Annotated in this window: 15 protein-coding genes and 1 pseudogene; 4 read left to right on the top strand and 12 right to left on the bottom strand. The window is 42.9% G+C overall.

Annotation, left to right across the window (positions count from 1 at the left end; genetic code table 11):
* The 5 genes from tcdA to ACEYJ7_RS10360 all read right to left on the bottom strand — a co-directional run.
* A partial coding sequence (gene tcdA / locus ACEYJ7_RS10340; protein ID WP_373779019.1) for a tRNA cyclic N6-threonylcarbamoyladenosine(37) synthase TcdA occupies positions 1–692 on the bottom strand: 692 nt, incomplete at its 3' end.
* A 7-nt stretch (positions 693–699) separates the two neighbouring features.
* Positions 700–1764, bottom strand: coding sequence for a DNA polymerase beta superfamily protein (locus ACEYJ7_RS10345; protein WP_373779020.1), 1065 nt, complete (start codon positions 1762–1764; stop codon positions 700–702).
* Positions 1761–2519, bottom strand: a complete 759-nt coding sequence (locus tag ACEYJ7_RS10350) for a DNA polymerase beta superfamily protein (protein ID WP_373779021.1) — start codon at positions 2517–2519, stop codon at positions 1761–1763. The genes ACEYJ7_RS10345 and ACEYJ7_RS10350 overlap by 4 nt, the downstream gene beginning before the upstream one ends.
* Positions 2520–2566: 47 nt before the next feature.
* Complete coding sequence (locus tag ACEYJ7_RS10355) at positions 2567–4462, bottom strand: ABC transporter ATP-binding protein (protein WP_373779022.1); 1896 nt, start codon at positions 4460–4462, stop codon at positions 2567–2569.
* Between the two features lie 86 nt (positions 4463–4548).
* On the bottom strand, positions 4549–5076 hold the full coding sequence (locus ACEYJ7_RS10360; RefSeq protein ID WP_373779023.1) for a M23 family metallopeptidase: 528 nt from the start codon (positions 5074–5076) through the stop codon (positions 4549–4551).
* A 145-nt stretch (positions 5077–5221) separates the two neighbouring features.
* Here ACEYJ7_RS10360 and ACEYJ7_RS10365 point away from each other — a divergent pair, with 145 nt between their 5' ends.
* The 3 genes from ACEYJ7_RS10365 (at position 5222) to ACEYJ7_RS10375 (ending at position 7399) form a co-directional block, all read left to right on the top strand.
* A complete protein-coding gene (locus ACEYJ7_RS10365) occupies positions 5222–5551 on the top strand; it encodes a DUF4298 domain-containing protein (protein WP_373779024.1) in 330 nt (109 codons plus the stop codon).
* Positions 5548–6426: an EamA family transporter gene (locus ACEYJ7_RS10370; protein ID WP_373779025.1), complete on the top strand. Its 879-nt coding sequence runs from the start codon at positions 5548–5550 to the stop codon at positions 6424–6426. Before ACEYJ7_RS10365 ends, ACEYJ7_RS10370 begins: the two co-directional genes overlap by 4 nt.
* Before the next feature lie 88 nt (positions 6427–6514).
* Positions 6515–7399 (top strand): NAD(+) kinase, encoded by an 885-nt coding sequence (locus tag ACEYJ7_RS10375; protein ID WP_373779026.1) that lies wholly within the window; start codon positions 6515–6517, stop codon positions 7397–7399.
* A 70-nt stretch (positions 7400–7469) separates the two neighbouring features.
* Here ACEYJ7_RS10375 and grxD read toward each other — a convergent pair whose 3' ends face one another.
* From grxD to purD, 3 genes are all read right to left on the bottom strand, one after another.
* Positions 7470–7796: a Grx4 family monothiol glutaredoxin gene (gene grxD / locus ACEYJ7_RS10380; protein WP_373779027.1), complete on the bottom strand. Its 327-nt coding sequence runs from the start codon at positions 7794–7796 to the stop codon at positions 7470–7472.
* A 22-nt stretch (positions 7797–7818) separates the two neighbouring features.
* Entirely contained in the window at positions 7819–9489 is a 1671-nt protein-coding gene (ettA, locus tag ACEYJ7_RS10385) for an energy-dependent translational throttle protein EttA (protein WP_373779028.1), read from the bottom strand.
* 142 nt (positions 9490–9631) lie between these two features.
* The gene (purD, locus tag ACEYJ7_RS10390; protein ID WP_373779029.1) at positions 9632–10918 is read right to left on the bottom strand and encodes a phosphoribosylamine--glycine ligase; all 1287 of its coding nucleotides are present in this window, start codon (positions 10916–10918) and stop codon (positions 9632–9634) included.
* Positions 10919–11105: 187 nt separating this feature from the next.
* Here purD and nudC point away from each other — a divergent pair, with 187 nt between their 5' ends.
* The gene (nudC, locus tag ACEYJ7_RS10395; RefSeq protein ID WP_373779030.1) at positions 11106–11870 is read left to right on the top strand and encodes an NAD(+) diphosphatase; all 765 of its coding nucleotides are present in this window, start codon (positions 11106–11108) and stop codon (positions 11868–11870) included.
* A gap of 80 nt (positions 11871–11950) precedes the next feature.
* Here nudC and rplI read toward each other — a convergent pair whose 3' ends face one another.
* The 4 genes and pseudogenes from rplI to rpsF form a co-directional block, all read right to left on the bottom strand.
* Positions 11951–12400 carry a 50S ribosomal protein L9 gene (gene rplI, locus ACEYJ7_RS10400; RefSeq protein WP_373779031.1) on the bottom strand — a complete coding sequence of 150 codons (450 nt, stop codon included), beginning with the start codon at positions 12398–12400 and terminating at the stop codon, positions 11951–11953.
* Between the two features lie 18 nt (positions 12401–12418).
* On the bottom strand, positions 12419–12646 hold the full coding sequence (rpsR, locus tag ACEYJ7_RS10405; protein ID WP_005598105.1) for a 30S ribosomal protein S18: 228 nt from the start codon (positions 12644–12646) through the stop codon (positions 12419–12421).
* Positions 12621–12984, bottom strand: a pseudogene (priB, locus tag ACEYJ7_RS10410) (primosomal replication protein N). Before priB ends, rpsR begins: the two are co-directional and overlap by 26 nt.
* Positions 12971–13354, bottom strand: a complete 384-nt coding sequence (gene rpsF / locus ACEYJ7_RS10415; protein ID WP_373779032.1) for a 30S ribosomal protein S6 — start codon at positions 13352–13354, stop codon at positions 12971–12973. The pseudogene priB and the gene rpsF overlap by 14 nt, the downstream one beginning before the upstream one ends.
* Positions 13355–13422 lie beyond the last annotated feature (68 nt).

Below are 13422 nucleotides of genomic sequence, written 5' to 3' on the forward strand. Positions count from 1 at the left end.
GCCCCAAAACCATTGGCACAGTTCATCGTAGCAGACACTTCACAACCTTCGCTCATTTTCGGAAAAATTAACGGCTGAGTTGAAAACACACAATCAATTCCAAATTTACGCTTCGGGTTTTGGCTGAAATTATACTCTTTGCGTAACAAGCTTCGCACTTTTGAAGCCAGCGGATCTTGAATGGTCTTGCTTAAATCGGTGATCTGAATTTGGGTCGGATCCGTTTGCCCACCCGCTCCGCCAGTTGTGATGATTTTGATTTTATTACGCTTACAAAAAGCGATTAACGCCGCTTTGACTTTCACACTGTCAATCGCATCAATCACATAATCATAACCACGCAGCAGATAGTCACTCAAATTATCTTGCGTGAGAAAATCATCAATGATCGTGACTTCACATTCAGGGTTGATTTTGACAATACGCTCTTGCATTACTTCGGTTTTCAGTTTACCGATTTCGCCTGACATAGCATGAATTTGACGATTAATATTGGTCACACAAATATCGTCCATATCAATCAAGGTAAGTTTCCCCACGCCTGAACGCGCCAAAGCTTCCACCGCCCAAGATCCAACACCGCCGATACCAATCACACACACATGTGATTGACGTAGCTTTGCTAATCCTTCAGGCGTATAAAGGCGACCGATTCCGCCAAAACGTTGTTCGTAGTTATCTGTTCTTGTCATGTTATTCTCATCGATATAATTGCCGGCGGATTGCGACTAGAGCCTGTATTGCTTGTTCACGATCTGCACGTTCAGGTAAATCGGATTGAGCAAACAGTACTTCAATTTCCGCCATGAGTTGCTCCGCTCGCAAAATCAGTTCTTCATAAGTAAATTCACCGCGACGGATTGCCAATAGCGCCTCTCTATTTGGTCGGTGAACACGAATTTCACCATATAATGCAATCTCTTTTGCCGTTTCTAATAAACGGAAAGTATGCATTACGTTTTTTGAATCATACTGTTGACCATGCGCTTGGTTATTGTTGTAACGCTCTTCATTTCGTTCTTCCACCCACTGCCAATAAGACTGGTAATCTCGGCAATAGCTGCTAAAGCCTTCTTGATTAAAGATCAAATAAGTCACCGGTGATAAGCCTTTCTCAACCCGACTTTTCAAAATAACCGAATCTTCTTCATTCTTCATCACGCCTTGATAACCCAACTGACAATCTCGGTCTAAAAATACCGCATAAAGATTTTTAGCATGTTCTATCGCAACTAATCCAAACTGTTTTTGGTTTAAATTTGAGTCGACCAACCACTTATTTAATGGAATGGATTTATCTTGTTCGAGAACAAAACAAAATTCTAATAAGCTTTTCTTCTCTTTGGGAATAGGATTAACAATTTTTTTATTTAACCCACGAGCTTTTTTTATTTGTCCAAAGGCATATCCTGCAAAACTTTGCTGACATTGCTTAGAAATAAAATAATCACTCTTTAATAAATCCATAAGTGGATGTCGATATAATATGCAATGTTCAGGTGAAGCTAACAATTCCAAAACGTTAGGATTATTTTGTAGTAATAATTCAACAAATCTCCCAAGTTCAAAATAAACTTCATCATTTGTTTCATTATTAACTTGCGGAATATAATTCAAACCATATAACGCATTATCCGGCAAATAAAATACTCCTCGAATATCCGTATCTGAATGTGGTAAATCAAGCCCATAAGCACGGCTACCTGAAATCACTTCAAATAAAATCAGATTTTGATCTTTTAAATCTTGAATCGTTAAGTTCATCTTATTCTATTTAATGTCTTTATAAATAATTCGTTCAAAGGTTCTACTGCAAGCGGTCTGTTTTCAGGAATAATTTGCAAATTATCAATTTCGTTATATATATCGTGAGTAAATCGAATTAATGTTGAAGATAATTGATGTAAATAGCTCTCTGGTTGTGTTGCTTTTAAATTGATTAATCCGTCAATTTCCGCTTTTAAAGTATTCGGCAAATCTAGATAAAGTTGAAAAATATTCATTGGCGGAATTGTTTTTTTCTTTGCTGCCCAATCGGCTGCTAATAACGGGCGCAATACATAAAACCATTTTTTCAATTTTATTTCGTGATTTAAATCTAATTGCGATAATGCGTTTTTTGCGATACCACGATAATGATGCACTATGGGAGCCACTTGAAAATATTCATTTAAAAGCGGAGAAATATCTTTGACAAATGCCTCTTGCTGTTGATAAACAATAGGCGAATTAAACCATTCTAATAATACGGCATTGGATTTACGTAATAATTGTAATACCTTGCGTAGATCCCATCCGCCAACATCAAACCACTGATTTTCAATATATTCAAACGTCGATTTTGGTTCTTCAATAGATAAATAATCTTGTTGCGGACGAATAAAAATCGCCCGCACATCGTAATCACTATCTGGAGAAGGAAATCCCCATGCTCTGCTTCCACTTTCTACAGCTAATAAGAAGTGAATGTGCTCCGATTGGTTAATTTGGTTCAATTTTTGTTGAATTTCATCTTTCATTCATTTTCCTTATAGCCATCATTAGTAACTATTCATTCCATCGTGCATTAAATACCATTCTTAATATTTTCCAACGCTTCCCAACGTTCAAACGCTTGTTCTAATGCCATTTCAGCATCTGCCAGTTCTTGTAACTGGGTTTGCGTATAGCTCGGATCTTTAGCAAAGAAATCCGCACTATTCACTTCGGCTTGTAAGGCTTCAATTTCTGCTTCAAGCTGTTCCATTTTTTCAGGCAGGGCTTCTAACTCTCTCTGCTCTTTATAAGAAAGTTTGACCTTCTTCCCCTCTCCCTGCTTGCGAGAGGAGGTGTCCGCAGGACGGAGGGGGGCTTTTGAGGCAAAATAATTCGCCTGTTGTTGCTTCGCATCGTGATAGCCGCCGATATATTTATTCACTACCCCTTCGCCTTCAAAGATGTAGCATTCTGTTGCGGTATTGTCGATAAATTGACGATCGTGGCTGACAATAATCAAAGTGCCTTGATAATCCGCCAACATCTCTTCCAGTAGTTCTAAGGTTTCTACATCAAGGTCGTTGGTAGGTTCGTCCAAAATCAGTAGGTTATTGGGTTTTAGCAATAATTTAGCCAATAATAAGCGGTTACGTTCACCGCCCGACAGGGCTTTGACTGGGGTCATCGCCCGTTTCGGTGGAAATAGGAAATCTTGCAAATAACCAAGCACGTGGCGTTTTACCCCATTGACTTCAATATCTTGTTTGCCGTCAGCCACGTTATCCATTACCGTTTTTTCAGGATCAAGCTCTGCACGGTATTGATCGAAATACGCCACTTCTAGCTTAGTGCCACAACGCACAGTCCCTTCCGTCGGCTGAATTTCGCCAAGTAATAACTTAATCAACGTCGTTTTGCCGATCCCGTTTGCACCAATAAAAGCAATTTTATCGCCACGCAAAATGGTAGTGCTGAAGTTTTTCAGCAAGGTTTTACCTGCCACTTCGTAGCTGGCATTTTCCACTTCAAACACAATTTTGCCTGAACGAGCGGTCTGATCGAGCTGAATTTTTACCGTGCCTTGTACTTCTCGGCGTGCTTTACGCTCTTCTCGCAAGGCTTTCAAAGCTCGCACACGCCCTTCATTACGGGTACGACGAGCTTTAATCCCTTGGCGGATCCAAACTTCTTCTTGGGCTAATTTTTTATCAAACAGCTCATTTTGTAAGGCTTCTACACGCAAATCTTCGGCTTTGGTTTCAAGGTAAACATCGTAATTACTTGGATAGGAAACCAATTTGCCCCGATCTAAATCGACAATGCGAGTTGCCATTTTGCGAATAAAAGCACGGTCGTGAGAGATGAAAATAATACTGCCTTTAAACTCTAACAACAGATTTTCTAACCAAGCTATCGTATCCACATCTAAATGGTTGGTCGGTTCGTCCAACAGCAACACATCAGGATCCGCCACTAACGCACGCGCCAACGCCGCACGGCGAACCCAACCGCCTGACAGCTCGCACAACCGTTTTTCTGGGTCAAGCTCTAATAGTTTCAAGGTATCTTGAATACGGTTTTCAAACTGCCAACCGTTAGCGTGTTCCAGTTGAGCCTGAACTTGAGAAAGTTGCGACATCAGCGTATCGCTGTAATCGGTCAGCATTTGTTGCGAAATATGGTGATATTGCTTTAAAAGATCGGCTAAATGAGCGATCCCTTCTGCTACATAATCGAAAACAGTATCTTCTATATGGCGGGGTGGATCTTGTTCTAAACGGGTGACAACAATATCTTTTTCAAAAATCAATTTGCCATCGTCTAACTGAACTTCGCCAGCCAGCACTTTCATTAAGGTCGATTTTCCTGCCCCGTTTCGTCCGACAAGACAGACACGTTCGCCCTGTTCAATGTGTAATTCGGTATGATCAAGTAGTGGATGATCGCCAAAGCCTAAATAGGCGTTAGAAAGGTTAATTAAAGCCATAGAATATCTGTTGAAATGAAAATTTTGCAAATTTTAGCAGTTTTCTGACCGCTTGTAAGCGATCAGTTGTACGAGGAAAAGAGCCGTTATTGCTGTTTAACCAACAAAAACGGATTGACCGCACCGGTTTTAGTGTAAATACCATAATGTAAATGTGGTGGAGTGCCTTTCGCGTTGCCGCTGTCGCCAACCGTACCGATAATGGTGCCTTTATCGATCCATTGATGTTTTTCGATATCACCGAAATCTTCCAAATGAGCATAATAGTGAACTCTGCCGTCTACGCCAAGTACGCTGACAATATTCCCGCCAAGCCTATTTTGCCCTTTTTTCACCACGATACCGCTAATATTGGCATAAATGGGGGTTCCGCGTTTTGCAAAAATATCAGAACCTTCATGTTTACGACCACCACCGCGTGGGCTGTGCCACGTATCGGTAAACCGTTGATTCGGCAGTGGATTATCCAAAAATTCCGGTGTTTTTTCGGTGAGAGAAACGACCAACCAACGACTGTAAGGATACAAATAAGGCACTTTCAAACTATAGCCGATTATCCCAAGCAGCACCATTCCGCCTAATAACAATAAAAGAGGTTTAAGCCATTTGCGCATATTATTCCAACGTTTAACTTGATAAAAATAGATTCAATTTTACCAGCTTCATATTGGCTATCAAATACCCGTTATATTGTTCAATTCGCTAAAGATGTGCATAATTTCTGCTATAATTTGCCACATTTTGAAAGAGGAATACCTGATGAGCCAAACAATTCAACAACGTATCCAACAAATCCAGCATCTCTATCGTGAATGGCTTGAGCTACAGCCTACATTACAACAAGCACAATCGGATTGGCAGCGTAGCGCAGAAATTATCAATACATTGGAAAAATTCTATTTTGAAGGCGAATATCAAGATTATTTCCAGCAAATCGAGCAAGGGCTAGAGGTTGATTTAACCACCGAAGGCGAAGACAGTGTAATGTCGGAAGACACATTATGGAATGCTTTTTATGAACAGCAACAGACGTTATGGCAACAATTACGTTTTGCCGTCGCACAATTAGATCACGAGAAAAGCAGATGATGTGGATTTGGTTCACCCTACTTGCTGCGGCTATGCAGGCGGGACGCAATGCATTCCAAAAGCAACTCAGCCAAAGCGTACCGGTGCTTGGCGTTACTTTAGCGCGTTTTTTATTTGCCGTGCCGTTAGCTCTCAGCTATCTGATTTTTCTATATAAAACCGATGCAAGTTATACACTTCCGACCTTTTCACTATACTTTTACTTATATGTTATCGGCGCTTCGATTGCACAAATTTTAGCAACTGCATTAATGGTCAAACTTTTTCACCTCAAAAATTATGCCATCGGTGTTGGTTTGGCAAGAAGCGAAGCGGTATTGGCGGCGATTTTAGGCGTGATGTTTTTTGGCACCACAATCAGCCTGATCGGCTGGTTAGGCGTACTTATCGGCGGAATTGCCATTTTTTTAATGACCGGCGCTTCCAATTTGCGTTATGTGTCATGGAAAACCTTACTCATCGGCTGTGGCAGCGGTTTGTGCTTTTCCCTAACCTCCTTATGGGTCAGAGAAGCCAGTTTACAGCTCAACAGCCATTACTTACTTTCTGCCGCTTGGGTACTGTTTTCGGTCATTACCTTTGAAGCCGTGATATTGCTCGCCTATTTGGCTATTCGCGAAAAAGAAACGCTGATTAAACTGCTACAACGCCCTAAATTAGCCGTCACGACCAGCGTTTTCTCTTTTTTAGGTTCATTCGGTTGGTTTAATGCGATGAGCCTAAACGATGTTGCCTTCGTTAAAACCGTCGGGCAAATTGAAATTTTGTTCATGTTGATGATTTCTTACGGTATTTTTAAAGAACGTTTAAAAACGCAAGATTTAGTCGGCTTAGCGTTGATCGTACTCGCCGCATTATTGGTGGTGTGGGGATAGCTGACAAGCGGTCATTTTGCGCTAAAATTTTACAAATTCGACCGAGAAGACTACTATATAAAAAATCTTATTTACGCAGATAAATGCTATGACTCAAAATCGTAAATTTAAAACTATCGCGATAGTCGGTAAACCCCGCCACGATATTGCACTTGAAACACACTTAGCAGTTTATAATTGGTTGAAAGACCGGCAATACAACGTGTTAGTGGAAAGCAAAATCGCTAATCAACTCGGCTTGCCAAATCCAATGAGTATTGCTGATATCGGTGAATGGGCGGATTTAGTCATTGTGATCGGCGGTGACGGAAATATGCTTGGGATGGCACGCCAACTCGCGAAATATCGGGTACCGTTAATCGGTATTAACCGAGGCAACCTCGGATTTTTAACCGATATCGCCCCGCAAACTGCATTTGAGCAACTGCATAGCAGCCTTGAATGCGGCGAATTTATTATTGAAGATCGTTTCCTGTTAGATGCCAAAATTGAACAAAACGGAAAAGTGGTTGAGAAAAACAATGCATTGAACGAAGTGGTGGTGCATTCCAGCCAAATCGCTCGAACTATTGATTTTGAAGTCTATATTGACGGCAAATTTGCTTTTTCACAACGCTCCGACGGTTTAATTATCTCAACGCCAACCGGTTCAACCGCTTATTCGCTTTCCGCCGGCGGTCCGATTTTAACCCCCAATATGAACGCTATGGCATTGGTTCCAATGAACCCTCACAGCCTATCATCCCGCCCGTTGGTAGTGGACGGCGACAGTGTCATTTCGCTGCGTTTTGCTAAATACAACCAACCGAATTTGGTCATCAGTTGTGACAGCCAACGTTTACTCCCGTTTGATACGGAAGATCGCATTATCGTACAAAAAAGCCCGGACAAATTAAAACTATTACATTTAAAAGATTACAACTATTTCAATGTATTAGGTACAAAATTAGGCTGGCTAAGCAAATTATTCTAATCCACATAAACAAGCGGTCCGAATTTGCAAAAAATTTGCGAATTCGGACCGCTTGTTATTTCAAAAACGATTATGCCGGATGTCTTGCAGCGACATCTTTTAATAACGCTTGTAACTCACCTTTTTGGAACATTTCCAACACGATATCACAACCGCCGATTAATTCACCTTCCACCCATAATTGCGGGAAAGTTGGCCAGTTTGCGTACTTCGGTAGCTCGGCACGAATATCCGGATTGGTTAAAATATCGACATAACCGAACGGCACTTGGCAGTTGATTACCGCTTCCACTGCACGAGCAGAGAAACCGCAAGACGGAAATTTCGGCGAACCTTTCATGTAAAGTAGAATTGGGTTTTCACTGATTTGTTTTTGAATTCTTTCGATGGTTTCCATTTTTATCCTCATTAATTTAAAATTACTTCGCAATACGCTTATATTTCATACGATGCGGTTGGGTTGCTTCTGCACCAAAGGTTTTCTTTTTCCACTCTTCGTAGTCTGAGAAGTTACCTTCGTAGAAAGTCACTTTACCTTCATCACCGTAATCTAAGATGTGGGTGGCGATACGGTCTAAGAACCAACGGTCGTGCGAGATAACCATTGCACAGCCCGGGAACTCTAAGATCGCATTTTCTAACGCACGCAAGGTTTCTACATCAAGATCGTTAGTCGGTTCGTCTAATAATAAGACGTTTCCGCCTGCTTGTAACAATTTCGCAAGGTGTAAACGACCACGCTCACCGCCTGACAATTCGCCGACACGTTTTTGTTGATCCACACCTTTGAAGTTAAAGCGTCCGACATAGGCACGGCTTGGGATTTCAAAGTTACCGATAGTTAAAATATCTTGTCCGTTTGAGACTTCTTCCCAGACGGTTTTCTTGTCGTCCATGGCATCACGGAACTGATCCACAGAGGCAAGTACCACGGTTTCACCCATTACGATTGAACCGCTATCCGGTTGCTCTTGACCTGAAAGCATACGGAATAGGGTTGATTTACCGGCACCGTTCGGACCGATAATACCAACGATCGCCCCTTTTGGAATGCTGAAAGATAAATCATCAATTAAAGTGCGGTCACCATAAGATTTGGTGAGATTGTTCACTTCAATCACTTTATCCCCTAAGCGTGGACCAGGCGGAATAAAGAGTTCATTGGTTTCGTTACGTTTTTGATATTCGCCTGAGTTAAGCTCTTCAAAGCGTGCCATACGCGCTTTACTTTTCGCCTGACGACCTTTCGGATTTTGACGAACCCACTCTAACTCTTTCTCAATCGATTTTTGACGAGCGGATTCTGCCGCTTGTTCTTGTGCTAAACGTTTCTCTTTTTGCTCTAACCAAGATGAGTAGTTACCTTCCCAAGGAATACCTTCACCACGGTCAAGCTCTAAGATCCAACCAGCTACATTGTCTAAGAAGTAACGGTCGTGGGTAATTGCCACCACTGTGCCTTCATAGTCGTGTAAGAAACGCTCTAACCACGCCACAGACTCGGCGTCTAAGTGGTTGGTCGGTTCGTCTAATAACAACATATCCGGTTTTTCGAGCAATAAACGGCAAAGAGCCACACGACGGCGTTCGCCCCCTGAAAGATGTTCGATTTTGGCGTCCCAATCCGGTAAACGTAACGCATCTGCCGCACGTTCTAACTGGTTATCCAAATTATGACCGTCGTGAGCTTGAATAATCGCTTCTAATTGAGCTTGTTCAGCCGCCAGTTTGTCGAAGTCCGCATTTTCATCAGCATAAGCCGCATAAACTTCATCTAAACGAGTGAGTGCATTTTTGACTTCTGAAACCGCTTCTTCAATGGCTTCACGCACGGTTTGCTGTGGCTCTAATTTTGGTTCTTGCGGAAGATAACCGATTTTGATCCCCGGTTGCGGACGAGCTTCACCTTCGATCTCTTTATCGATCCCGGCCATAATGCGTAATAAAGTCGACTTACCCGCACCGTTTAAACCAAGCACCCCGATTTTCGCACCGGGGAAGAAGCTTAATGAGATATTTTTTAAGATATGACGCTTCGGCGGAACCACTTTTCCGACTCGATGCATCGTGTAAACAAATTGCGTGGACATAGATATTCCTTTTCTGACCAAAAATCGGAAGTATTTTACTTGAAATTACAGTGAGTGGGAATCTGAAAACAACAAGCGGTCTGATTTCAACGGAAATTTGCAAATTTCATCGAAAATCGGACCGCTTGTAAATGAAGAGCCGCTATGCCCGCTCTCTCGCTACCGCGCGATAGCCGATGTCACGTCGATAAAAACGGCCTTGCCACTGAATCTGTTCGGCAAGTTTTAACGCTTTTTGTTGGGCTTCCAATACGTTAGGACCTAACGCTGTAGCACACAGTACCCGACCGCCGTTTGTTACAAGCTTGCCGTTTTGCTGTTCAACACCGGCTAAGAAGACTTTTTCACCCGGCTGAGGCGCTGTCGGTATGCCACTGATTTCATCGCCTTTGCGATAATCGCCCGGGTAGCCTTCTGCCGCCAATACAATCCCCAATGCGGCCTGTTCACACCACTGAGATTGTATTTCATCTAATTTGCCATCGCACGCTTTCAGGCAAAGTTCGACTAAATCGGATTGCAAACGCAACATGATCGGTTGAGTTTCAGGATCGCCGAAACGACAGTTGAATTCAATCACTTTCGGTTGACCGTTCGGCATGATCATCAAACCGGCATAGAGAAACCCCGTATATTCGTTATGTTCAGCCGCCATACCACGTACGGTCGGGTAAATAATTTCCTCCATGACGCGTTGGTGAATCTCCGTGGTCACCACCGGTGCCGGTGAATAGGCGCCCATTCCGCCCGTATTTAAGCCTCTATCGCCTTCGCCGACCCGTTTGTGATCTTGGCTGGTTGCCATCGGTTCGACATGCTTACCGTCAACCATAACAATAAAACTCGCTTCTTCACCGTCGAGAAATTCTTCAATCACGACTCGGCTACCGGCTTTGCCGAACGCATTGCCCGAAAGCATATCTTTTACCGCGTCTTCCGCTTCGTTCAACGTCATCGCGACAATCACACCTTTACCGGCGGCTAAGCCGTCGGCTTTGATCACAATCGGCGCACCTTTTTGACGTAAGTAAGCTAACGCCGGTTCCACCTCGGTAAAGTTTTGATATTCCGCCGTCGGAATATGATGACGGGCGAGGAAATCTTTCGTAAACGCTTTTGAACCTTCCAATTGTGCGGCGGCTTGAGTCGGCCCGAAAATGGTGAGTCCTGCGGCGCGAAACGCATCGACCACCCCGATAACTAACGGCGCTTCAGGACCGACAATGGTTAAGCCAATATCGTTTTCTTTGGCAAAGGAGACTAACGCGGCAATATCCGTTGCAGCAACGGCAATATTTTCAATCCCCTTTTCAAGAGCTGTTCCCGCATTACCCGGCGCCACAAAAACCTTATCCGCCAAAGGCGATTGACGTGCTTTCCACGCTAAAGCGTGTTCACGACCACCATTACCGATAATTAAAATGTTCATTCGAATTCCTCATGAGTTTGAATAGACGATTTCGCAATTTGCAAAATATTGAAGATAACCGACCGCTTGCCAAGCGACGCAAACGGTTGCGTATTCTACCGAATTTCATTCGGTTCTAAAAGAAAAAAACCAATCGGGTTGTTTTTAGCTTATAATTCGTCCATATTGACTTATTAAAGGTATGCTTATGAATCCCCAAGGTTATTGGATTGTCGTCCGTGATTTTGACCTCTCTCTCATTGATAACGAAATCCCGTTCGGTGAAGCAAACCAATTCGGTTTGGAAAACCGTTCCGCCATTGAAATCGGCACATACCGCCAACATGCGGTCTTTTTAGTTCACGCCGATGAACGCGATCAACAACGTGAATTCGTGAATTTGCGCTCTCAATTATATCGGGAGGAAACCTTGCGAAATTTATTGCACCGTGCGGTGTCTTTAAATCATTTTCTGAGTACGCATCGTTACTGCGGTCAATGTGCGACACCGTTTGAGATGGCATCGAACGAATTTGCACTGCATTGCCCGAATTGCGGTAACCGCACTTATCCGACTATCAGCCCGTCAATCATTGTTGCGGTCAGACGCGGCAGACAAATTTTATTGGCAAACCACCTTCGCCATAAAGGCACGATTTATACTACCCTTGCCGGTTTCGCCGAAGCGGGGGAAACCGTTGAAAACGCCGTACACCGTGAAGTGTGGGAAGAGAGCAAAATTAAGATTAAAAATATTCGTTACTTCGGCAGCCAACCGTGGGCGTTTCCGAATTCACTGATGCTGGGTTTTTTGGCTGATTACGACAGCGGTGAAATCGAATTGCAGGAAGAAGAGATCTTCGATGCCCGATGGTTTGATTGCGATGAACCTTTACCGGAACTGCCGCCGAAAGGGACTATTGCGTTACGCTTAATTCAAGCGACATTGGATATCTGTAAGAAAGACGAGTAGTATTTTTCTTATTGGCGTTAAATCAATTTAAAGCAAAAAAATACCCGGCAATTCGCCGGGTATTTTTACTCATCTTTCGATTATTCTGTAACTACGTTGATAGTTACTACTGCATTGACTTCAGCGTGTAAGTGTAATTTCACTTCGTGTTCGCCGATAGTTCGTAATGCACCTTCCGGTAAACGCACTTCAGATTTAGTCACGGCTACGCCTGCTGCAGATACGGCTTCAGCAATATCGCGCGCACCGACAGAACCGAATAAACGACCGTCATCACCTGCTTTAGAAGTGATTACGATTGCTGCTAAGTTAGCGATTGCTGCTGCACGAGCTTGTGCTGCAGATAATGCTTCTGCTGCTTTTGCTTCTAATTCTGCACGACGAGCTTCAAAGTGAGCAATGTTTGCTGCAGTTGCCATAACTGCTTTACCTTGTGGGATTAAGTAGTTACGAGCAAAACCTGCTTTAACAGTTACTTGGTCACCAACAGTACCAAGTTGAGCAACTTTGTCTAATAAAATAACTTGCATTGTACTCTTCCTCTCTTATTACTGATGGTTGTCAGTGTATGGAAGTAACGCAAGGTAGCGAGCGCGTTTGATTGCACGAGCTAATTGACGTTGATACTTCGCACGAGTACCTGTGATACGGCTTGGAACAATTTTGCCGCTTTCTGAAATATAGTTCTTTAATGTAGCGATATCTTTGTAATCGATTTCAACAACATTTTCCGCTGTGAAACGGCAGAACTTACGACGACGGAAATAACGTGCCATTTTGGCTTCTCCTAATCTATAAATTCAATCTGTTCGGTGTGTAAGACTAATTGATTTAAACCGTTGTAGTCTTTGTGAGTATGGATAAATCCTTTTACTCGAACTTTCCCACCGACCTTCATTTGTTGGGTTATAAAACTAAATTGATTGCCTGCTAAAACCACTTGGATTTTACACCACGCTTGGCGTTCTAAATTCACTTCTTTTTTCACTGAACGATGTTCTAAGTAAAAAGAGTAAGTTGGAATACCTATCGGGCTTAGGCTTTGTTTAATCGTTGTCGCGACAGTACCGCTTAAGATTAAACAGTTATCAATAGACGAATTACTCGTCTGCATCCTCAGCTTCAATTTCTACTTCTACAACAGATTCCGGCGCTCTGCGCTCATCTTTTGCTTTCACCATTGGTGATGCTTCAGTAACTGCTGATTTAGTGTGAACGATTAAGTTACGAAGAACGGCATCGTTGTAACGGAAGTTAGTTTCTAACTCATCGATTACGCTTTGAGGCGCTTCTACATTCATTAACACATAATGTGCTTTGTGAAGTTTGTTGATTGGGTAGGCTAATTGACGACGACCCCAATCTTCTAAGCGATGAACTTGACCGCCTGCTTCTGTAACAGAAGCGGTATAACGCTCAATCATACCAGGTACTTGTTCGCTTTGGTCCGGGTGAACCATAAAAACGATTTCGTAGTGACGCATTGTCGATCCTTACGGGTTAACAGCCTCCAAGGTTGCCAGTCACCAGCGTTGGAAGCAAGGATTAAAAA

The sequence above is a fragment of the Glaesserella sp. genome (assembly GCF_041814905.1).
Lineage (GTDB): Bacteria > Pseudomonadota > Gammaproteobacteria > Enterobacterales > Pasteurellaceae > Glaesserella.

What these genes read in the sequence shown, in the direction of transcription:
- ACEYJ7_RS10345 (WP_373779020.1), bottom strand. Translation starts at nt 1,764, where the DNA reads ATGAACTTAACGATTCAAGATTTAAAAGATCAAAATCTGATTTTATTT.
- ACEYJ7_RS10350 (WP_373779021.1), bottom strand. Translation starts at nt 2,519, where the DNA reads ATGAAAGATGAAATTCAACAAAAATTGAACCAAATTAACCAATCGGAG.
- ACEYJ7_RS10355 (WP_373779022.1), bottom strand. Translation starts at nt 4,462, where the DNA reads ATGGCTTTAATTAACCTTTCTAACGCCTATTTAGGCTTTGGCGATCAT.
- ACEYJ7_RS10360 (WP_373779023.1), bottom strand. Translation starts at nt 5,076, where the DNA reads ATGCGCAAATGGCTTAAACCTCTTTTATTGTTATTAGGCGGAATGGTG.
- ACEYJ7_RS10365 (WP_373779024.1), top strand. Translation starts at nt 5,222, where the DNA reads ATGAGCCAAACAATTCAACAACGTATCCAACAAATCCAGCATCTCTAT.
- ACEYJ7_RS10370 (WP_373779025.1), top strand. Translation starts at nt 5,548, where the DNA reads ATGATGTGGATTTGGTTCACCCTACTTGCTGCGGCTATGCAGGCGGGA.
- ACEYJ7_RS10375 (WP_373779026.1), top strand. Translation starts at nt 6,515, where the DNA reads ATGACTCAAAATCGTAAATTTAAAACTATCGCGATAGTCGGTAAACCC.
- grxD (WP_373779027.1), bottom strand. Translation starts at nt 7,796, where the DNA reads ATGGAAACCATCGAAAGAATTCAAAAACAAATCAGTGAAAACCCAATT.
- ettA (WP_373779028.1), bottom strand. Translation starts at nt 9,489, where the DNA reads ATGTCCACGCAATTTGTTTACACGATGCATCGAGTCGGAAAAGTGGTT.
- purD (WP_373779029.1), bottom strand. Translation starts at nt 10,918, where the DNA reads ATGAACATTTTAATTATCGGTAATGGTGGTCGTGAACACGCTTTAGCG.
- nudC (WP_373779030.1), top strand. Translation starts at nt 11,106, where the DNA reads ATGAATCCCCAAGGTTATTGGATTGTCGTCCGTGATTTTGACCTCTCT.
- rplI (WP_373779031.1), bottom strand. Translation starts at nt 12,400, where the DNA reads ATGCAAGTTATTTTATTAGACAAAGTTGCTCAACTTGGTACTGTTGGT.
- rpsR (WP_005598105.1), bottom strand. Translation starts at nt 12,646, where the DNA reads ATGGCACGTTATTTCCGTCGTCGTAAGTTCTGCCGTTTCACAGCGGAA.
- rpsF (WP_373779032.1), bottom strand. Translation starts at nt 13,354, where the DNA reads ATGCGTCACTACGAAATCGTTTTTATGGTTCACCCGGACCAAAGCGAA.